This window comes from Ruegeria sp. BF12, from assembly GCF_056538705.1.
The window spans coordinates 48,055-67,737 of sequence record NZ_JBQFTP010000002.1 but is presented as its reverse complement, the minus strand read 5'-3'; the positions used below and the strand labels follow the sequence as shown (position 1 = coordinate 67,737).

The 19,683-nt window shown below is 59.0% G+C and carries 18 protein-coding genes; 6 read left to right on the top strand and 12 right to left on the bottom strand.

Features of this window, described 5'->3' with window-relative positions; translation table 11 throughout:
• Positions 1 to 66 precede the first annotated feature (66 nt).
• Both ACR0J0_RS03270 and ACR0J0_RS03265 read left to right on the top strand, forming a co-directional pair.
• Complete coding sequence (locus ACR0J0_RS03270; RefSeq protein WP_239337897.1) at positions 67 to 315, top strand: hypothetical protein; 249 nt, start codon at positions 67 to 69, stop codon at positions 313 to 315.
• Between the two features lie 76 nt (positions 316 to 391).
• Positions 392 to 1,588 (top strand): UbiH/UbiF family hydroxylase, encoded by a 1,197-nt coding sequence (locus ACR0J0_RS03265; protein WP_480661283.1) that lies wholly within the window; start codon positions 392 to 394, stop codon positions 1,586 to 1,588.
• A 12-nt stretch (positions 1,589 to 1,600) separates the two neighbouring features.
• Here the strand turns inward: ACR0J0_RS03265 and ACR0J0_RS03260 are convergent, their stop codons facing one another.
• Positions 1,601 to 2,728 (bottom strand): aminotransferase class V-fold PLP-dependent enzyme, encoded by a 1,128-nt coding sequence (locus tag ACR0J0_RS03260; protein ID WP_480661282.1) that lies wholly within the window; start codon positions 2,726 to 2,728, stop codon positions 1,601 to 1,603.
• 231 nt (positions 2,729 to 2,959) lie between these two features.
• Here ACR0J0_RS03260 and ACR0J0_RS03255 point away from each other — a divergent pair, with 231 nt between their 5' ends.
• The gene (locus ACR0J0_RS03255) at positions 2,960 to 3,661 is read left to right on the top strand and encodes a GntR family transcriptional regulator (RefSeq protein WP_480661281.1); all 702 of its coding nucleotides are present in this window, start codon (positions 2,960 to 2,962) and stop codon (positions 3,659 to 3,661) included.
• Between the two features lie 6 nt (positions 3,662 to 3,667).
• Here the strand turns inward: ACR0J0_RS03255 and ACR0J0_RS03250 are convergent, their stop codons facing one another.
• The gene (locus tag ACR0J0_RS03250) at positions 3,668 to 4,126 is read right to left on the bottom strand and encodes an Lrp/AsnC family transcriptional regulator (RefSeq protein ID WP_480661280.1); all 459 of its coding nucleotides are present in this window, start codon (positions 4,124 to 4,126) and stop codon (positions 3,668 to 3,670) included.
• Entirely contained in the window at positions 4,123 to 4,578 is a 456-nt protein-coding gene (locus ACR0J0_RS03245; protein ID WP_480661279.1) for an Lrp/AsnC family transcriptional regulator, read from the bottom strand. The genes ACR0J0_RS03250 and ACR0J0_RS03245 overlap by 4 nt, the downstream gene beginning before the upstream one ends.
• A 131-nt stretch (positions 4,579 to 4,709) precedes the next feature.
• On the opposite strand from ACR0J0_RS03245, the gene ilvC reads away from it, so the two are divergent.
• Both ilvC and ACR0J0_RS03235 read left to right on the top strand, forming a co-directional pair.
• Positions 4,710 to 5,732: a ketol-acid reductoisomerase gene (gene ilvC, locus ACR0J0_RS03240; RefSeq protein WP_480661278.1), complete on the top strand. Its 1,023-nt coding sequence runs from the start codon at positions 4,710 to 4,712 to the stop codon at positions 5,730 to 5,732.
• 73 nt (positions 5,733 to 5,805) lie between these two features.
• Positions 5,806 to 6,708, top strand: a complete 903-nt coding sequence (locus ACR0J0_RS03235; protein ID WP_480661277.1) for a DMT family transporter — start codon at positions 5,806 to 5,808, stop codon at positions 6,706 to 6,708.
• On the opposite strand, the gene glmM is transcribed toward ACR0J0_RS03235, so the two are convergent.
• The 9 genes from glmM to ACR0J0_RS03190 all read right to left on the bottom strand — a co-directional run bounded on the left by glmM (position 6,705) and on the right by ACR0J0_RS03190 (position 18,956).
• Positions 6,705 to 8,048 (bottom strand): phosphoglucosamine mutase, encoded by a 1,344-nt coding sequence (glmM, locus tag ACR0J0_RS03230; protein WP_480661276.1) that lies wholly within the window; start codon positions 8,046 to 8,048, stop codon positions 6,705 to 6,707. The genes ACR0J0_RS03235 and glmM overlap by 4 nt on opposite strands.
• Positions 8,049 to 8,082: 34 nt before the next feature.
• Positions 8,083 to 9,081, bottom strand: a complete 999-nt coding sequence (gene folP / locus ACR0J0_RS03225) for a dihydropteroate synthase (RefSeq protein ID WP_480661275.1) — start codon at positions 9,079 to 9,081, stop codon at positions 8,083 to 8,085.
• A complete protein-coding gene (locus ACR0J0_RS03220) occupies positions 9,078 to 9,998 on the bottom strand; it encodes a dihydroneopterin aldolase (RefSeq protein WP_480661274.1) in 921 nt (306 codons plus the stop codon). The genes folP and ACR0J0_RS03220 overlap by 4 nt, the downstream gene beginning before the upstream one ends.
• A gap of 102 nt (positions 9,999 to 10,100) precedes the next feature.
• Positions 10,101 to 11,474 (bottom strand): multicopper oxidase family protein, encoded by a 1,374-nt coding sequence (locus tag ACR0J0_RS03215; protein WP_480661273.1) that lies wholly within the window; start codon positions 11,472 to 11,474, stop codon positions 10,101 to 10,103.
• A gap of 73 nt (positions 11,475 to 11,547) precedes the next feature.
• Complete coding sequence (locus ACR0J0_RS03210; protein WP_480661272.1) at positions 11,548 to 12,189, bottom strand: cell wall hydrolase; 642 nt, start codon at positions 12,187 to 12,189, stop codon at positions 11,548 to 11,550.
• 186 nt (positions 12,190 to 12,375) lie between these two features.
• Entirely contained in the window at positions 12,376 to 14,916 is a 2,541-nt protein-coding gene (locus ACR0J0_RS03205) for a putative PEP-binding protein (RefSeq protein WP_480661271.1), read from the bottom strand.
• A gap of 64 nt (positions 14,917 to 14,980) precedes the next feature.
• Positions 14,981 to 17,200: a glycine--tRNA ligase subunit beta gene (gene glyS / locus ACR0J0_RS03200; RefSeq protein ID WP_480661270.1), complete on the bottom strand. Its 2,220-nt coding sequence runs from the start codon at positions 17,198 to 17,200 to the stop codon at positions 14,981 to 14,983.
• Between the two features lie 9 nt (positions 17,201 to 17,209).
• Complete coding sequence (gene gltS, locus ACR0J0_RS03195; protein WP_480661269.1) at positions 17,210 to 18,424, bottom strand: sodium/glutamate symporter; 1,215 nt, start codon at positions 18,422 to 18,424, stop codon at positions 17,210 to 17,212.
• A 7-nt stretch (positions 18,425 to 18,431) separates the two neighbouring features.
• Positions 18,432 to 18,956: a DUF6446 family protein gene (locus ACR0J0_RS03190; RefSeq protein WP_480661268.1), complete on the bottom strand. Its 525-nt coding sequence runs from the start codon at positions 18,954 to 18,956 to the stop codon at positions 18,432 to 18,434.
• 91 nt (positions 18,957 to 19,047) lie between these two features.
• Here ACR0J0_RS03190 and ACR0J0_RS03185 point away from each other — a divergent pair, with 91 nt between their 5' ends.
• A complete protein-coding gene (locus ACR0J0_RS03185) occupies positions 19,048 to 19,680 on the top strand; it encodes a MarC family protein (protein ID WP_480661267.1) in 633 nt (210 codons plus the stop codon).
• Positions 19,681 to 19,683 lie beyond the last annotated feature (3 nt).

The window sequence follows — 19,683 nt, the reverse complement described above, 5'->3', positions numbered from 1 at the left end:
TGCACATTCTGCAGGTGCGAAATCGCCCCTATATGCGCTTCTGCGACGAACAGAACTGGAGACCCCATGAGCGCGATCGAGATGCCTCGGCGCCTGCCAATCTGGCAGCGCCTGTTGTTTGCAATTCCCCTGTTTGGCTGGATGGCCCGCGATGCCGCTCATGCGAAGGGCGAAGATTGGGGCTATACCGCAGCTGCGATTTTCAGCATGTGGGGCTGCTCGGCCCTGTTGTTTGGCTTGCCCGGACTTTATATCCCGGCGGTGATGATGGTGCCGGTTATGTTCCTGATCCTCATCCTGATTTCACGCGGCTAACACACGAGACAGGATGTCACTTGGCACGCCCCCCGGAACCGCACTAGGTTCTGCGCAAGACACGGAGGCCAAGGCCATGAAAGACAGCTGTGACATCCTGATTTCCGGCGGCGGAATCGCCGGACTGACTGCTGCGGCGGCCTTTGGAACTGCCGGGTTCGACGTAGTCTGCGTCGACCCCTCACCGCCCATTACCGAACGCGACGTAGACGGATCCGATTTGCGGACCACCGCTTTTCTGCAACCGGCACATGGGCTTCTTGAACAATGTGGGTTGTGGCAACGGTTGGACGCACACGCGGCCCCCCTGCAGATCATGCGAATTGTCGATGCCGGCGGCGACGTGCCTGAACCCCGCGTTGTACGTGATTTCAACGCCGCCGATATCTCGGACCAGCCCTTTGGCTGGAACCTGCCCAACTGGTTGCTGCGGCGTGAGATGGTAGCACGTCTGGCCGAGCTGCCCAATGTTGACTTCCGCCCCGGGACCGGAACAGTAAGCCTGTTCACCCGCACCGCCGAAGCGCGCGTTGGTCTGAGTGACGGCAGCCGCATCCGCTGTAAGTTGGTGGTGGCTGCTGACGGGCGCAGTTCCCCCATGCGAGAAGCGGCTGGGATCAACGTTCACACCACACGCTATGGCCAAAAGGCACTGGCCTTTGCGGTCACACACCCCATCCCTCATGAAAACGTCTCGACCGAGATCCACCGCTCAGGCGGGCCATTCACCTTGGTCCCCCTCCCCGACTGGCAAGGTCAGCCGTCGTCCGCAATTGTGTGGATGGAGCGCGGCCCCCGCGCGGTTGAACTGCTGAATACCGAGCCCGAGGCGTTCGAGGCGCTGATGACCGAGCGGTCTTGCGGATTGTTCGGACCGTTGAAATTGGCCTCGCGCCGGACGATCTGGCCGATCATCAGCCAGTCCGCAGAGCGCTTGTCCGGTGAGCGAATTGCACTGATGGCCGAGGCAGCCCATGTGGTGCCCCCGATCGGTGCGCAAGGCCTGAACATGTCACTGGGCGATTTGCGCAGCCTGCTGGATCTTGCGCAGGCTCGACCCGATGGTTTGGGTGACGCACAGATGCTGGACGCCTATCACAAGGCGCGCCACACCGAGATTGAGATGCGGGTCAAAGGCATCGACCTGTTGAACCGCGCGTCGATGATCGAAGCACGGCCATTGAGGGACGTACGGGCGATGGGGCTGAACGCACTCTACTCCCTGCCGCCTGTTCGCAAGACACTCATGCAGATGGGCCTCGGCGTACGCTGAGGCCCCCCAAGGTCACAGAACCTGGTCCAACACGCGCTTGAGACGCGCGATTGTGCCGTCAACGTCATACAGCTTGTCCAGACCGAACAGCCCCAGACGGAATGTGCTGAACCCTTCGGGCTCATCACATTGCAGGGGAACGCCAGCTGCGATCTGCATGCCCAGAGCACCAAATTTCTTGCCATTCTGAATCTCGGGATCGGACGTGTAGCTGACAACAACGCCGGGGGCACCGAAACCGTCCGCAGCGACCGAAACAATACCTTTGTCCCGCAGCATTGCCCGGACACCATCGCCTAGTGCCCATTGCGCATCGCGGAGTTTTTCGAACCCATAGTCGCGGGTCTCAATCATCGTGTCGCGGAAGGCCTTCAATGCATCCGTTGGCATGGTGGCATGGTAGGCGTGACCGCCGTTTTCATAGGCCTGCATGATTTGACGCCATTTCTTCAGATCGACGGCAAAGCTGTCCGAGGTTGTCTCTTCCAACCGCGCTTCGGCCCGTTCCGACAACATGACCAGACCGGCGCAAGGCGACGCGCTCCATCCTTTCTGCGGGGCCGAGATTAGAACGTCCACGCCAGTCGCCTTCATATCAACCCAGGCGCAGCCGGATGCGATACAGTCCAGTACCATCAGAGCTCCGACCTCATGCGCCGCCGCTGCCATGGCGGTCACGTAGTCATCCGGAAGAATGACGCCGGCCGCAGTTTCCACGTGCGGCGCAAACACGATGTCCGGGCGCTGCTCACGAATGGTGGCGACGACTTCTTCGATCGGCGCGGGCGCAAAGGGGGACGGGCTGGAGTTGCCGGTCTCGCGCGCCTTGAGCACAGTAGCAGACGCGGTCAGCCCGCCTGTTTCGATGATCTGGCTCCAACGATAGGAAAACCACCCGTTCCGCACGACCAGAACGTTGGCGTTGCGCGCGAACTGCCGGGCCACGGCCTCCATCCCATAGGTGCCACCACCTGGAATGACCGCAACGCCGTCCGCGTTATACACCTCTTTCAAAAGACCCGATATGTCACGCATCACCTGCTGAAACTGAACCGACATGTGGTTCAGCGACCGGTCCGTGAACACGACCGAGAATTCTTCGAGCCCATTGGGGTCAACGGTATCCAATAGCGCTGGCATGGTTTGTCCTTTCGATTTGTCGACTGCTGGCTCACGCCTCCAGCACGTATCTCTCAGCCAGCACTCAAACCCAAATCTTGACCCAAGGGAACCCAAAATATTAACGACTAATTTACTAATTTTGCGTCCAATGAAACAACAAATGACGCCAATTAGTGTCAGCAACCCTTTACACTTTGACGTGTTTCTGACCAGATACGTTCACTTTGTGGAAGAAAGGTATTTCGACACGTGAATGCGCATAAGCGGATCAGTTTTCAAGTTGTTCGGGACGAAGTTAAACGAAGGATCGAAAGCCGCGTTTGGCCTCAGGGATCATTGCTACCGACGGAAACGCAACTTGCCGAAGAGTTCAATTGCGCACGCGCCACAGTCAACCGTGCCCTGCGTGAGCTTGCAGAACAAGGCTTTGTAGAAAGAAAACGCAAAAGCGGAACGCGAGTCAAAAAAGAACCCAGCAAGCATGCAAAACTTGAATTTTCCCTGACACGCCAGACAGTTGAAGGCCAAAACGCAACCTACCGCTATTCGCTGGTCGAGCGTAATGTCGTGGATATCCCCGGCTGGTTGGCATCGCAGATAGGCGTTACATCCGACGCGCGCATCCTGCACGTCATTTGCATGCATTACGCCGACAATCGCCCGTTTCAGCTAGAGGAACGCTGGATCAACATCGATGCGGTGCCAGAGGTGGAACATGCCGATCTGAACACACATGGCCCGCACGAGTGGCTGTTGCACGCAGCCCCCTTTACCGAGGCCGAAGTCGCCTTTTGCGCGATTTCAGCCGATGGCCGGTTGGCTGAATTCATGGGTACAACCGCGGGCACTTCTATGATCCAATTGGAACGCACCACCTGGAAAAACGGTCAGCCAATGACATTTGCACGGATGACACACCACCCCGGATATTGCATCCGCACCCGGTATTAACGCGGCCTAACCAATCGGGCCGGGCAATCGCTCCTCACTCAGCAGGACGTTGGCTTCTACATCCCCTGCGCCGGGCAATGTCATGATCCGTCGGCGCAGCACTCGTTCAAAGTCTGAGAGATCACGCGCGACCACACGCAGACGGTAATCGTACAGCCCCAAAACGTGTTCGACCGTTTGAACTTCTGGAATGGCGCTTACTGCACGCTCAAAGTCCTCCAGGCTGATCTGCCCCTTGCGCGCCAGTTTCACACCGAGGAATACGGTGACGCCAAACCCAAGCGCTTCGGCATTCAATCGCAACCTGCGCCCTTTGATGACGCCAGCGGTTTCCAACCTCCGAATTCGACGCCAGGTCGCTGGTTGCGACAAGCCCAACTTGCGCCCCAACGCCCCGGCACTTTGCGAGGCGTCCTGCGCAAGGGCGAGCAGAATATTTCGGTCCAATTCATCAAGGTCTGTCATACCGGCAGGACCTCTTCGCTTTTGACCCTGGCGATGTGCATCAGCGCCTCGATATCCGCGATATGCGGCAGGGTAAGAATGCGGTCTCGGTACAGCTGCTGATAGTGAGACATGTTCCGGGCGAGCACAGAAAGGCGAACATCCACGCGCCCCAAAAAGGTTTGCAATTCGATGACCTCGGGGACTTGTCGGGCGGCGGCCGTGAACTCATCGAAGGCACGTGGCTGCGTTTTGTCGAGCGTAACGCGCAGCGAAACCTCGACCGCGTAGCCAAGCGTCGCCCAGTCAATCACTGCCTCTTGTCCTTGGATGATCCCAGCCGCCTGCATCTTTTCAAGCCGACGCCAACAGACGCCTTGGCTGATCCGGCAACGCTCGGCCAGTTCCCCTGCTGACAGGCTGGGGTCGGCCTGAAAATGGCGCAGGATTCGCCTATCAACATCATCGAGCATGAATTTTTTACTTTCCGTAAAAATTACGAATAAGTTCTCACGTTCAGGCGCAGAAATCAAGGATATGAGCATCGCAATCCTTGCGAACTCGCAGTAGAACCTCGGCAATCGAAACGGAAAGGACCGGCGACATGCGCGTTTATTACGATCGCGATTGCGACATCAACCTGATCAAAGACAAGAAAGTGGCGATCCTGGGCTATGGCTCGCAGGGGCACGCCCACGCACTGAACCTGCGCGACTCTGGCGCGAAGAACCTTGTCGTCGCTCTGCGCGAAGGTTCCGCATCGGCCAAGAAAGCCGAAGCTGAAGGCCTGGAAGTCATGGGCATCGCCGAAGCGGCCGCTTGGTGCGACGTCATCATGTTCACCATGCCCGACGAGCTGCAGGCCGAAACCTACAAGAAATACGTCCACGACAACATCAAGCCGGGCTCGGCCATCGCGTTTGCTCACGGCCTGAACGTCCACTTCGGCCTGATCGAGCCGAAAGAAGGCGTCGACGTCATCATGATGGCCCCCAAAGGCCCCGGCCACACTGTGCGTGGCGAATATGTCAAAGGCGGCGGCGTGCCCTGCCTGGTCGCTGTACACAACGACGCAACCGGCAAAGCGTTGGAAATCGGCCTGTCGTATTGCTCGGCCATCGGTGGCGGCCGCTCGGGCATCATCGAAACCAACTTCCGCGAAGAGTGTGAAACCGATCTGTTCGGCGAGCAGGCCGTTCTGTGTGGTGGTCTGGTCGAACTGATCCGCTGCGGTTTTGAAACGCTGGTCGAAGCCGGTTACGCGCCGGAAATGGCCTACTTCGAGTGTCTGCACGAAGTGAAGCTGATCGTCGACCTGATCTATGAAGGCGGCATCGCAAACATGGATTACTCAATCTCGAACACTGCTGAGTACGGTCAGTACGTCACCGGCCCGCGTATCCTTAAGTACGACGAAACCAAAGCGCGTATGAAAGAGGTTCTTGACGACATCCAGCAGGGTAAATTCGTTCGTGACTTCATGCTGGAAAACGCTGTTGGTCAGCCGACCATCAAAGCGTCGCGCCGCGCCAATGACGAGCACATGATCGAGGAGACCGGTGCGAAACTGCGCGCCATGATGCCTTGGATCTCGGCAGGCAAAATGGTCGACAAGGAAAAGAACTGATCCAAACCTGAGTTCGCGAAAGGGCGGCCCTGCGGGTCGCCCTTTTTTGTCCCCCTCGGAGCCAAGGCCACAAATGGTCCAGAACCCGACATCCCGCGACTGGAGCGGCGTTATTACTCTGGGCCTCATTTGGGGCGGCACCTTCATGGTTGTTGCCATGGCACTTGAGGGATACGGGCCGATTACTGTCGCGACAGCACGGACCACCCTTGGCGCAGTGATGCTGTTGGGGCTGATGGCAGTTACGAACCGCAAACTACCTTCCGGGTCAGCAGCCCTTTGGACGTCGGTGATCATAATCGGAATCCTGTCAACTGCGCTGCCCTTCGTTCTGCTGAGCTGGGGGCAGCAATACGTGCCGTCGGCCTTTGCCGGACTGTCCATGGCAGCGATTCCACTAATGGTGCTGCCGCTTGCGCATTTCTTTTCGGACGAGCCTTTGAACTTACGTCGGTTCGTGGGCGTCACCCTCGGTTTCTGTGGTGCATTGGTGTTGATCGGCCCCGGTTTGACACAACTTGGCCAAGGGTCGGAACCACTTGCCCAATTGGCCTGCATTGGCGCTGCGCTGTGCTACTCCTGCGCGTCGATCCTGACGCGACAATGCCCGCCGATTGATCCGGTCGTTCTGGCCGCGCTGACCCTGCTGGTCGGAGCGGTAATCCTGCTGCCAATCATGTTCGTAACGGAAGGCGTGCCAACCTGGGAAGGAAGCCGCCCCAGCGTTGCCATCATCGTGCTCGGACTTGTACCCACTGCATTTGCAACGCTGCTACGAGTCTCCGTCATTCGCAGTGCGGGATCGGTGTTCATGACACTGGTCAACTACCAAGTACCGATCTGGTCAATGGTTTTTGGCGCGTGGGTCCTGTCCGAAGCGCTGCCGCTGCGCTTTTACGTGGCGCTTGCCATGATCCTGACCGGACTGGCCATAAGCCAGTGGTTCAGCCTGCGCAAAATGCTGATCGGGCGTTAACCCGCGACTGCTTCGACCTCGGCGACGATCCCATCGACAACTTGCGTTAACAGGGCGTCGTCCTCGCACTCCGCCATAACCCGGATCAGAGGTTCCGTTCCAGATTTGCGGATCAGCAGACGCCCCTGCCCGTTCAGCCGCGATTCAGCATCGGCAATCGCCGCCTGAACGCTGGCCGCTTCGAGCGGAGTCTGCCCTTCGCCGTAGCGCACGTTTTTCAACATTTGCGGCACGGTTTCGAACTGGACCGACAACTCTGATGCCTTAAGATCCGTATTGACCATCTCGGCCAGGAAATGGAGCCCGGCCATCAGACCATCACCGGTTGTCGCGTAATCGCTCATGACGATGTGGCCCGATTGCTCTCCGCCCAGGTTGAACCCGCCTTCGCGCATCCGCTCCACAACGTATCGATCTCCGACACCCGTCCGCTCCAAACGCAGTCCATGTTCGGTCAGGTGCCTCTCCAGCCCCAGGTTCGACATCACGGTTGCAACCAGTGCGCCACCTTTAAGGCGATCCGCCGCGGCCCAGCTTGTCGCCAAAAGCGCCATCAACTGATCGCCGTCCGCCACCTGTCCATGCTCGTCGACCATGACAACGCGATCAGCATCACCGTCCAGGCATATGCCGACATCGGCACCATGGGCCACAACCGTCTCTGCAGCCAGCTGCGGGTTGGTTGATCCGCAATTCAGGTTGATGTTCTTACCATTTGGCGCGATGCCCACTGGGATCACGTCCGCACCCAACTCCCAAAGAACCTCGGGCGCTGTTCGGTGTGCCGCGCCGTTGGCGCAATCGACCACGACCTTCAGCCCGTCCAGTCGCAAGTCGCGGGAGAGCGAGGACTTTACGCGTTCACCATAACGGAACCGAGCGTCGTCTACTCGGCGGGCGCGACCGATATTCTGGGCCTGCGCGGGCTTGACACCCTCTTCGATCAGTTTTTCGATCTCGACCTCGGCCTGGTCCGACAGCTTGTAGCCATCCGGCCCAAAGAACTTGATGCCATTGTCCTCGGCCGGGTTGTGACTGGCCGAAATCATGACCCCCAAATCCGCACGCATGGATCGCGTCATCAGACCAACAGCTGGTGTCGGCACCGGACCAAGCAACAACACGTTCATACCGGTCGATGTCAGTCCGGCGGTCAACGCGTTTTCCAGCATATAGCCCGACAGGCGCGTATCCTTTCCGATAACGACCCGGTGCGCGCCGGACTGGTCGCGGCGGAAATACCGCCCCACGGCAGCCCCGATGCGCAAAGCCATCTCGGCCGTGATCGGATGCGTATTGGCGGTGCCCCGCACACCATCGGTTCCGAACAGCTTGCGCATTACTTCACTCCGTTATTTCTTGCCTGCGACCGGATTACCGGACGGCAGCCCACAGGCGCAAGGCCTGAGCTGTTTCGGCTACGTCATGCACGCGCAGAATCTGCACGCCTTGTGACAATCCGGCCAACCCTACGGCGATTGATCCCGGTGCCCGAGCGTCCTTGCGCGGCTCTTTGCCAATCTGGCCAATAAGTCCTTTTCGGGACACGCCCAACAGAATCGGACAGCCCAACCCGTGGAACAAACTGATACCCTGCAGCAAGGCAAGGTTATGCGCCTCGGTTTTGCCAAAGCCTATGCCTGGGTCGACCACAATCTGATCCCGGTTCAACCCGAGCTTTTCGAGATAGGCCACTTGCCCTTCAAGAAAATCGTACACGTCCAGCAGAACGTCGTCATAGGTCGGATCGTCCTGCATTGTGGCCGGATCGCCCTGCATATGCATCACGCAAACCGGAGCGCCGACTTCGGCGCAAAACGGAGCCAGTTCCGGGTCGAATGTAAAGCCGGACACATCGTTGATCAGCCCTGCTCCGGCCTCCCACGCGGCTTTGGCAACGGCGGATTTGCGCGTATCGATGGACACCAACGCGTCAGTGTGGGTTCTGATGGCTTCGATCAGCGGACGGGTCCGGGCGATCTCCTCACCTTCATGCACGAAAGTCGCGCCTGGCCGGGTCGATTCGCCGCCGATATCCAGAATGGCGACGTCCTGAGACACCATATGCTCCGCCGCAGACAACGCGGCCTGGACCGAGTTGTGCACTCCTCCATCCGAAAAGCTGTCCGGTGTCGCGTTCAGAATACCCATGATGCGCGGTCGATCCATGGATAGACCCGCAATGTCCGCGCGCGGACGCGTCAGGCGGCTCAGAGCGTCTTGTGGGACATCCTGTGCCGCAAGGATCTGCGGCGTTTCTGATCGGCTCAGCCGTTCAACATGGGTGAACCACAGCGATTGCCCAGCCAAAGGCACCGCACCCGAAGGCCGGTTCGCACCATGCTGAATCAAAGGCCGGAAGTACTCGGTCACAGTTGCGCCTGATCCACAGGCACAGCACGCAAGGGCGTTTTCGGCGCATCAGGCAGCGCACCGCCGATCACCAGCATCTCACTTGCCTCGAATGTGGCTGCGAACCACGCGGCCAGCGCGACGGCATCCGATGGTGCGGCAGACGGGCCATCAACGGCGTCCAACACGATTTTCGATGGTGCCCAGACGCAGATCTGGCCGTTCTTCATGGCCCAATCCAACTCAGTCCGCGTCGACACAACGACACAACGATGATCGCGTGCCGCCAGAACCCATGCGTTCTGTTCGATCGCCAGCAGATCAATCCGGCGCTGGGTCATCGCGTGACCTGTCTGAGCGACGGGCATTTCCGACGCGCCGACACAAAGGATCAGCGGGCGCTGGCGGTTTTCCAGTTGATCAATCCAACCGGTCAGGTTGGGTGAGCCAATTGCTTCGTTCGACAGAAAAACCAAACGCGGATGCGGCCGTTCTTCCTCGACCATGTCGTGGTGGAGGGCATCCTTTCCGCGCACAATCTCGACGCCCAATGCACCGGGACCACGATCCAGTTTTTCTATTCTAACAAAAGCCCTTACAGCCTGAGGTTCAAGCAGAATCCTCTCTGCCACGCGGTCCGCAAGGGTTTCAAGCAGATTGAGACGCTCAGCCGCGAGCTCATATGCGATGGCTTCGGTCACACGGTCATAGGACAGAATGCGATCCACGTCATCGTCGATCGGGTCAGTCAACGGGCGCACTTCAACCACGATGTTAAAGCAAATGCGCTGCGTCGTTCCGCGCTCGGCCTGGAAAGCACCGATCTCAACCTCGACGATGTGGTCGCGCAGCGAAATACGATCCAGCGGCCCCCGGGTGGCGGTCGCTTCGGACCGCTCGGACGGATGCGCAAAGGCGAGACGGATTTCAGAACTCATGCGGCAAACCTTTTCGGGCTTCGTGGACGTGTTTGCCCAAACTAAACGATGCGCGCGCGTATAACACCGCGACATGCGTCTTTCCAGCCACCGAATGCGGCGTTAGGTGACCCGGAACCAGCTCATCATACCCGAAGAGGCATGCCCGAGCATATGGCAATGCAGCAGCCAATCGCCGGGATTGTCGGTAACAAGCGCAATTTGTCGGGTCTGGCCCCGCTCGACCAATACCGTGTCACGCCAAGGCCCCAAGCTGCCGTCCGGCAGGACTAGCCGGAAATGGTGGCCGTGCAAGTGCATCGCATGGGGAAAGGCCGTTTCGTTGACAAACTCAACCCGAAAAGTCTGGCCCAAACTGGCGTCGAGAAACGGATCTTTGGGGCGCTCCGCATACCCGTTCAATGCCCAGAACCGGCCCAACTGGGCCAACTCTCGGCCGGTCAATTCGGTATCCCCCAGGCTGGCGCTTTCAAGCCAGCGCATTGCACCGCCCTGCAAAACCATGCGGTGCAGGGGTGCGGCATCAATCTGAAGATCCGGCATGTTATTCGCGGGCAACGGCTCAATGCCCTGCCGCCGTTTTGCTGCGGACCCAGTGGAAATCGGGAACCGCGCAAGCCCAAATCCCCCATCCCCCTCGACGCTGACGAGACTGGCGACATCGCCAGCAGCAGAGGTAACATCCACGAAAAGGTCAGCCCGCTGCGCCGGGGCAAGAGGAAAACTATCCGAAACTGGCATTGGCTCAGCCAACGGCATCCCGTCCAAGGCTACAACCCAGCCGGTCAGCCCGTCCAATGCCACATCAAAAATCCTGGCGTTTGAAGCGTTGATCAGACGCAATCGCAACCGTTCACCCGATCCGACGGAATATGCGGGATCAAAGCCGCCATTGACAGACACAAGGTTGCCCAGTCGCCCCGCATGGCTGAGGTCGTGCCCATTGTCGAAATCATTGACGATATGCGCGGTTTCCGGATCAAGCCGCCAGTCGTCGAGCATCAACGTCAGATCCTGATCAACATCCGGCGGGCTGGCTTCTTCAACGATCAGTGGTCCATAAAGGCCGCGTGCCACTTGCTCAACAGATCGATTGTGCGAGTGGTACCAATATGTCCCGGCATCCGGGACCAGGAAGTCGTAATCGAAACTCCCTCCGGGCTCGACGGCGTCCTGCGTCAGCCCCGGTACGCCGTCCATAGCATTGTCGATCCGAATACCATGCCAGTGTACTGCGGTCGGCTGAGGAAGCTTGTTGACCAGCGTGCGGCTGACACGCTGCCCCTGAGGCAATCGGATTTCCACACCGGGAACGCCGCCGCCATAAGTCCAAACGGGAGTAGCTGGATAACCGTCCGGCGCGATCTGCTGCATTGCTTCTTGCGCGACCAGATCAGCCCCGACCGACTGCGCAGCCTTGGGCAGCAGCAACAAAGCGGTCGAAGTTTGCAGAAACCGTCTGCGGGATAACATCATGGCGGACCTCCTGGTCCGCTACTTAGGTCATAAAACGACCCGCGCCATCAAGGTTCCAGCGCGGGTGCGTCAATCAGTTGCTCGCAGTGCGGTAGTTGTGGCGATAGAAAATGTGAACGCCAATCCGCGCAGTTTCTTTGTAGACGCGCGACCAGGACGGGCGCACCGCTTTGGTGTGGTAGTGGGTCGCCCCTTCGGTCAGCCCAACGCCAACGCCGTCGATTGCGGCGCGCGCGACCTTGGACACACGCTCATAGGCCTTTTTCTCGCGGATCACTTCCTTTTGGCCGTCGCAGGTGTAGGTAAACTGGCACTGGTACTTCTTGCCCGTCCCCTGCTTGATCACACCGCAGAGCGAGTTCGGAAAGCGGCCACTTTCGACCCGGTTCAGGATCACTTCGGCCACGGCAAACTGCCCGCGGACGCTTTCGCCGCGCGCTTCAAAGTACAGCGCTTCGGCCAAGCATTTAAAGTGCTCATCCCCGTTAGCCTTTGGCAACTGATCCAGCCAAGCCTTCGAGTAAGAGACTTTTTGCAGTACAGGCGCCTTTCGGGGCTTGAACAGATTCAGATAGTCGCGAAAGTTTTGTCCCGGCAGTTCGCTCCGGGTCACAAGCTCACGTTTGGCAGATTCGGTGGCTTCTTTCTCAGCGAAAGAAACACTCGGCAGCACGGTTGCCGCCATCGTGGCAACAGCCATTATGTATCGTAGCATCAGATAACCTCGCACAGGCACATTCTGCGCCATACCCTCCCCCGGCGGGCGCGACGAGGCTCTTACCGAATTCAATCGGCCACGTCCAGTTCTGAGGAAAAAGCAAGTGGAAAATCGCCGTTTCGTCAACAATATTTGACGACGGCGATCTCTGTCTCCTACTAATTCTAGTTTCGGAGTTGGCTGTCAACCCCCAAGTCTGGACGAAATCGCCAGTTGAGCGGCAGCCAGCCGAGCGACGGGGACTCGGAAGGGGGAACAGGACACATAGTCAAACCCCAAATCACGGCAAATGGCGATTGATTCGGGGTTACCGCCATGTTCACCGCAAACCGAAAGGGTCACATCCGGTTGTGCCTGCCGTCCACGTTCAGCCCCAAGTTTAAGAAGCTCACCTACCCCGTCCGGGTCCAGCACATGAAACGGATCTTCGACAAAGACACCCTGCCGCACATAGGCCGACATGAACCGGCCAGCATCATCCCGAGACAGCCCGTAGGTCATCTGTGTCAGGTCGTTGGTGCCGAAACTCAGAAACGCAGTCTGTGGCGCGATCTCATCGGCCCGCAGGCAAGCCCGCGGAGTTTCGACCATCACGCCCAGTCGGTATTCGAACTCCTGCCCGCGTTCGGCAGCGACGGAGGCAGCCACAGAATCGATGCGCGCCTTGACCAGTTCGACCTCGCGTTTGGCGGACACCAGCGGGATCATCACCTCGGGCACGACCGGCGCACCATCTTTGCTGGCCTCAAGCGTCGCCTCGAAAATCGCACGCGCCTGCATGTCATAGATTTCCGGCACTGTGACACCCAGACGAACACCACGCAGGCCCAGCATCGGGTTGTACTCGGTCATTGCGGCGACGCGGCGCTCGACATCCGAGACCGGCAAATCCAAAGCCTCGGCCAGCTCGTGCTGCCCTCCGCGCGTAGTCGGCAGGAATTCGTGTAATGGCGGATCGAACAGGCGGATGCAGACGGGCTGCCCTTCCATGATTCTGAATAGCTGCACAAAGTCGTCGCGCTGCATCGGCAGCAAGCGTTCCAGCACAGCTGCACGGCCGGAGGACGTTTGCGCAAAAATCATCTCGCGCATCACGATCAGACGACCGGGATCAAAGAACATGTGCTCGGTCCGGCACAGCCCGATTCCCTGCGCCATGAAATTCCGCGCAGTTTGCGCGTCAGCCGGCGTGTCGGCGTTGGCGCGAATTGCAATGTCGCGCTCTTGGTCGGCCCAACTCATCAGGGTTTGGAAACAGTCATCCAAGGCGGCTTCCAGCATAGTTGGCATCCCTGCCAGCACCTGCCCCGAACTGCCGTCGATAGTCAGTGTGTCGCCCGTCTTGAAAACGCGCCCGTCCGGTGCGGTCAGCTGTTTTGTCTTGGTCTGAAAGCGCATCTCTGACGCACCGACGATACAGGGCAGCCCCAAACCACGGCCAATCACCGCCGCATGGCTGGTCATGCCGCCCTTTTCGGTCAGCACGGCCACCGCTGCATGCATCCCACGCACGTCTTCCGGAGACGTCTCACGGCGCACCAGAATGCAGGGCTCGCCCCGCGCGGCGCTTGCCTGCGCCTCAGCCGAGGTGAACACGATCTTGCCTGTCGCTGCGCCAGGGCTGGCGGCGATACCGGTGGTCAGCGTGTCCCGACGCGCATCCGGATGGACTTGCCGGTGCAGCAACTCATTCAGCGAGTGCGGATCGACCCGCATCACCGCCTCTTGTGGCGGGATAATACCGTCCTCGGCCAAACGCACGGCGATCCGCATCGCAGCCCGGGCACTGCGCTGCACACGCACGCCATCCAAAATATGAACATGGCCGTTTTCGATCACAAACTCGACCTGCATTTCCTCGCGCAGCTTGATCCGCATCAGCGCCGCATGCGCTTTTAGATCTGCAAACGCCTCGGGCGCGACATCTTCCAAAGACGCTCCGCGCGGGTCCTTCTCAAGGTAAAGCGCGGCAACGCCTTCTCCCAACGCGTCCCTGCCCTGGCTCTGGCTCAGATACCGACCGGTTATCTGAGGCAATCCGGTCGTCGGATCGATCAGCTGCAGAACCCCCGACCCGCACTCGCCCTGACCGACGCCCGGGATCATCTCTTGGATCACAAGCCCCAGCCCCGCATCCGCAGGCGCACCCTTGGCCTGACGCAGCAACCGGGCCGAGGTGCCATCCCATGCCCGCGCCATTGAGCGCAGAACAGCGATCAACTGCTCGCCCCGATCCTGCGGAAAGGCTTCGTCGGTTTCGTCCTCATAGGCGCGCAGAGATTCCTTCAGCCCCTCGCGCCCATCCGCTTCGATCTCGTCGAACACGTCCGGGTCAAGGCGGGCAACATGAACGGCGTAGCTTTGCACAAAGCGCAGGTACAGCGCAGCGGCTGCTTCGACACCCATTGAATCCGACAGGTCGACATAGCGTGCATCATTCATGCCGATGTTCAGAATGGCTCCCGGGCCGCCCCAGTCCGGGTCTTCAGAGCTGGGTCGAACACATAACAGAGCGGTCTGGTCGAACTGGTCAAGAATGGCGCTAATGTCCGGCACCAACCCGTCCGAGATCTGATGAACGGCGTCAAACGACAAGGCAACCGTCCGCGGCACCGGCAGGTCCAACCGGACCAGACGTTGCAGGCATTTCGCCCGGCCGCCATGGGTATTGGCGGCAACGGGGGCTTCGGACGTGATCAGCGTGGTATTCGGATTATTCTGCACTGCGGCACCTTTTGGTTTGCACGCAGCATAAGCCCCTGCACCAATGGCGCAAGGGCGTTCTGGATCAGCCTTCGATGCGGCTCAGATCGGCAACACTGGAACAGACCTGACGGATCTGGCTCAGCAGGTTTAGACGGTTACGGCGCAGGATGTCGTTGTCCGTATTGACCTGAACATCCTCAAAGAACGCATCCACCGGGCCGCGCAGATCGGCCATGGCCGACATGGCGGCGGGGAAATCCTCGGCCGTCAGCGCCGGATCAATCTTGGCCTGTGCAGCTTCCAACGCGCCGAACAAAGCCTTTTCACTTTCGGTCTCTGCAAACTTGATATCGGCACCATAGGAATATTCGACCCCGTCCTTTTCCTCGGCTTGCGTCAGGATATTGTTGGCGCGCTTGAAGCCCTGCACGAGGTTCTCGCCATCCTCGGTCGAGATCACCGCGTTCAGAGCGCGGGCACGTTTGACCAACAGGTTGAGGTCGTCATTCCCCTCCATCGCGATACAGGCGTCGATGATGTCGTGGCGGATGCCTTCGTCGCGAAGGAAGGTCTTGAGGCGGTCGTGGAAGAAGGAGAGCAGATCGTCGGACGCGTCTGGAACACTGTTTTCCAGTCGTAGAAAATCAGCAGCCGGGCTGTCTCCTAGTTTGTCTTTGACCGCTTGGAAGGCCGCACCGAAGACACCGTGATCCGCAATTTCGTCCAACAGATCTTCAACATTCGATTTCGGCAAGGAATCGTTGATGGCACTTTCTGCACGTACCAACTGGCTGTCAAAAAGCCGATCCAAAGTTAGACGCAAATCGTTTTCAAGTATCAACCGTGTCACGCCCAACGCCGCGCGACGCAGCGCAAACGGGTCTTTCGAGCCGGTCGGCTTCTCATCAATCGCCCAGAATCCGGTCAGCGTGTCCAGCTTGTCAGCCAGCGCTACGGTCACCGACAGCGGTGCGGTCGGGACGTCATCGGAAGGGCCAAGCGGCGAGTAATGCTCCTCCGCCACGGCGGCCACGGCGGCGTCTTCGCCTGCGGCTTCGACGTAGTACCGCCCCATAAGCCCCTGAAGCTCTGGGAATTCATAGACCATCTCGGAACTCAGATCGGCCTTGGCCAGACGCGCGGCTTTCTCGGCCTGATCGGCACCTGCGCCAGTTACCGAGGCCAACTCACGGGCCAACGCGGCAATACGGTCGATCCGTTCCGCTTGCGTGCCAAGCTTGTTGTGGAACGTCACATTCTCCAGCGCACGGGTCCATTGGGCGATGTCCGATTTGGCAACGCGCAGGTCATTCTCCCAGAAGAACTTGGCATCGGCCAGACGCGCCGACAATACCTTTTGGTTCCCCGCCAGGATGGTCGCGCCATTGTCGGTGGTTTCGCGGTTGGCAACGGTGATGAACCGTTCGATCCGGCCGGTCTTGGGATTGCGAACCGAGAAGAACTTCTGATGCTCTTTCATCGAGGTCTGCAGAACCTCGGGCGGCAGTTCCAGAAACTCGTCATCGATCTGGCCCATCAAGACCACGGGCCATTCGACCAGACCGGCAACCTCGGCCAGCAGGCCCTTGTCGTCGACCACTTCCAGTCCCGCCGCAAAGGCAAGATTCTGGGCGTCGTTCCAGATGTGCTCTGCGCGCTCCGCAGGCGACAGCACAACAAAGGCGCGCTTCAGTTTGGCGGCATAGTCCTCGAAGGACGACACGGCAAAACGCCCCGGTGCCATGAACCGGTGGCCTTCGGTAGTGTCGCTGGTCTTGATGCCGTCGATCTCCATCGGCACAACCTGCGCGCCGGTCTCGTCGGTCAGAATGCACAGGATCGAGTGCAGCGGGCGCACCCAGCGCAAACCACCACTGCCCCAGCGCATCGATTTCGGCCAGGGGAAGTTGCGGATCGTCACCTCGAGAACCTCGGCGATGATCTCAGCCGCCGGACGGCCGGGTTTTTCGATGGTGGCGAAATAGACCGCACCTTTGGGTGTTTCGCGTTCTTCCAGCTGATCGCGGTTCAGACCTGCGCCGCGCAGGAAGCCCTCGATGGCTTTGTCCGGCGCGCCCACTTTCGGACCTTTGCGTTCTTCGCGGGTGGTGGGGCTTTCGGCCAGCAACCCTTCTACCGCCAGCGTCAAACGGCGCGGTGTTGTCAGCGAAGCGGCAGAAGCATAGGTCAAACCAGCCTCGACCAAACCATCGGTGATCCGCTTTTTCAGGTCTTCACCGGCGCGGGTCTGCATGCGCGCGGGGATTTCCTCGGAAAACAATTCGATCAGCAGGTCGGGCATATTCGGTCCTTAGAAATTGACGATCGTCTGAATGACGATGGCATTAGCGATATCCACAAAGAATGCGGATACAAGGGGCAGCACGATAAAGGCAATAGGCGATGGGCCATATCGCTTGGTGACTGCGGTCATATTTGCAATAGCGGTCGGGGTGGCACCCAGAGCAAAACCTCCGAACCCGGCGGCCAGAACGGCGGCGCGATAGTTGGAGCCCATGACAGGAAACAGAACCCAGATCACGAAGGCAACTGTGAACAGCGTCTGGGCGGACATGATAACCACGATCGCCAGGCCGAGCTCCGCGATGGTCCAAAGCTGCAGGCTCATCAGAGACATCGCCAGAAAGGCACCCAGCGAAAATTCAGAGATCAGCGCCAACGAAGGCGTGCGTTCGACCGGTGGCCGGTTGGGCGCAAGCCAGGCGCGCAGGTTTGCAATCACAATGCCCATAATCAGACAGGGGACGAACAGAGGCAGCTTCAGACCGGCAGCGCTGATTGCCTCGCCCAGCGAATACCCCGCGATGATTGCCAGGTTGAGGAACAGCAGAACCCGCATGATCGACAGGTGGTCGATCCTGCTGGACGCATCATCCCCGTCGGCGGGCAGGCCCACAGTATGCTCTTCATCAGGACGCGCGGGGTTGAGGTTGCGCCCTTCGACCAGAAGCCTTGCAATCGGACCCCCGACCAGTGCGGCCAGCACCAGCCCGAGCGTTGCGACAGCGACCCCCAATTCAGTCGCCCCGTCCAGGCCGGTGGCCTCCGCCACTTCTGGCGCCCAGGCAATTGCGGTGCCGTGTCCACCGATCAGCGCAGCCGAGCCGAAGAGAACCCCAGCCTGTGCCGGGTAGCCAAACATCGACGCCCCCAGCGCGCCGATCCCATTTTGCGCTATGATCGTGATCAACGTCAGTATCAGCAGCAAAAACAGTGGCTTACCACCCGAAATCAAATCGGAAATCCGCGCATTCAACCCGATACCTGCAAAGAACACCACCAACAGGAAATCCCGTGCTGCAAGATCAAAGGACAGTTCAATATCGAAGACCAGATACAGCAACAGAACGACCAGAGAGGCCAGCAATCCGCCCGTAACGGGTTCGGGAATGTTGAATTGACGCAGTGTGGCGATGCGCGTGTTGATCTCGGCCCCAAGAAGATACACCGCAAATCCCAGCGTGGTTGTTAGAAAATCGGGTATCTGCAGGGTTTCGGCAGTCATCCTGTCCTCAATTCTGTGGCCGGTCCGGGCATTCCTCGCCAATCACGGTGCCGTCATATGCCTTTTCCCCGCAATTGTTCAGGACGTGCCAGACATATCCTTTACCGTCATTTGTAACCGCAACAATACGATCAACGCCAAAATGGATGTTCTTGGCCCCCATGAATGCTTTGGCATCGCCGGATTTCAGGGCATCCGCCAATGCGACTGCGTCATAGCAATCGAACCACCGGGGTGCTGTCAGCGGCTCTGCATCCTCGACGACGATATGAGCTTCCTCGATCTGCGCAGGCGTCAAATCGGTTTCGAAACAGGCTCGGTAGCGGATAGGAGAGCTGTCTGCGTCAATCGCCTGAAACGCGCTGTAGGAAATCGGCGTGGGCTCTTCGCCGCCTTCCACCATCAACATGACGTCCTGCCCCGGCTTGGGTTCAACATCATAGTAAAAGCCGTAAATCTGCAGGTAATACATCCCGACACCGGCCACAACAGCCGAGACCAATAGAATGATCGCAAGCAATTTTCCTGTCATCGTCTTTTCCTTCTGCTCACGATGCCTCTTTCACGAACGGTAAAAATAGGACAGGTTCCAATTGTTTACAGGCCGCAAAGAGACTTTTGGAATGGACAGCACCCTTGCCGTAGGATTTTTCGGAGCGCTTTTTGCGATCATGAATCCCATTACGAACCTGCCGGTTTTCCTCAGCGTCACGGACGGCTTGCCACCTGCCGAGCAACGAAAGGTTGCGACGAAGACCGCCATCTACTGCCTGATCCTCGGCGGTGCGTTTGCGGCCATTGGCAACCAGACGCTGGGCCTGTTTGGTATCAGCGTGGATGATCTGCGCGTCGCTGGCGGTCTGGTTGTCCTGATGATCGGGCTGAACATGCTGAACGGCAAACCCAGCACGTCGCACCATGGGACCGAAGGGGAACGGCAATCTTACCCCGAGCCGGATACGGTCGCCTTTTACCCGCTGGCCTTCCCGATTCTTGTGGGACCGGGCACGATAACGACGCTGATCCTGTATGCGCACCATATCAAAAACACCATCGATGCCGCTGTTTACGCAGGTGTTTTTCTGATCGTTCTGTTGCTGCTGTTCGTGACGTTCTGGAACGCTTCGGCCATAGCGAAACGCCTGTCCGAAAACGCGCGCGTCATCATGAGCCGGTTCATGGGCATGATCCTGTCGGCCATCGCGATCGGGATGATCGCGGCTGGCCTCAAGGTCTTGCTGCCCGGACTGGCCTGAGCG

What these genes read in the sequence shown, in the direction of transcription:
- ACR0J0_RS03235 (WP_480661277.1), top strand. Translation starts at nt 5,806, where the DNA reads ATGGTCCAGAACCCGACATCCCGCGACTGGAGCGGCGTTATTACTCTG.
- ACR0J0_RS03270 (WP_239337897.1), top strand. Translation starts at nt 67, where the DNA reads ATGAGCGCGATCGAGATGCCTCGGCGCCTGCCAATCTGGCAGCGCCTG.
- gltS (WP_480661269.1), bottom strand. Translation starts at nt 18,424, where the DNA reads ATGACTGCCGAAACCCTGCAGATACCCGATTTTCTAACAACCACGCTG.
- ACR0J0_RS03215 (WP_480661273.1), bottom strand. Translation starts at nt 11,474, where the DNA reads ATGATGTTATCCCGCAGACGGTTTCTGCAAACTTCGACCGCTTTGTTG.
- ACR0J0_RS03210 (WP_480661272.1), bottom strand. Translation starts at nt 12,189, where the DNA reads ATGCTACGATACATAATGGCTGTTGCCACGATGGCGGCAACCGTGCTG.
- ACR0J0_RS03220 (WP_480661274.1), bottom strand. Translation starts at nt 9,998, where the DNA reads ATGAGTTCTGAAATCCGTCTCGCCTTTGCGCATCCGTCCGAGCGGTCC.
- glyS (WP_480661270.1), bottom strand. Translation starts at nt 17,200, where the DNA reads ATGCCCGACCTGCTGATCGAATTGTTTTCCGAGGAAATCCCCGCGCGC.
- ACR0J0_RS03260 (WP_480661282.1), bottom strand. Translation starts at nt 2,728, where the DNA reads ATGCCAGCGCTATTGGATACCGTTGACCCCAATGGGCTCGAAGAATTC.
- ACR0J0_RS03250 (WP_480661280.1), bottom strand. Translation starts at nt 4,126, where the DNA reads ATGACAGACCTTGATGAATTGGACCGAAATATTCTGCTCGCCCTTGCG.
- glmM (WP_480661276.1), bottom strand. Translation starts at nt 8,048, where the DNA reads ATGCGCAAGCTGTTCGGAACCGATGGTGTGCGGGGCACCGCCAATACG.
- ilvC (WP_480661278.1), top strand. Translation starts at nt 4,710, where the DNA reads ATGCGCGTTTATTACGATCGCGATTGCGACATCAACCTGATCAAAGAC.
- ACR0J0_RS03185 (WP_480661267.1), top strand. Translation starts at nt 19,048, where the DNA reads ATGGACAGCACCCTTGCCGTAGGATTTTTCGGAGCGCTTTTTGCGATC.
- ACR0J0_RS03190 (WP_480661268.1), bottom strand. Translation starts at nt 18,956, where the DNA reads ATGACAGGAAAATTGCTTGCGATCATTCTATTGGTCTCGGCTGTTGTG.
- ACR0J0_RS03245 (WP_480661279.1), bottom strand. Translation starts at nt 4,578, where the DNA reads ATGCTCGATGATGTTGATAGGCGAATCCTGCGCCATTTTCAGGCCGAC.
- ACR0J0_RS03265 (WP_480661283.1), top strand. Translation starts at nt 392, where the DNA reads ATGAAAGACAGCTGTGACATCCTGATTTCCGGCGGCGGAATCGCCGGA.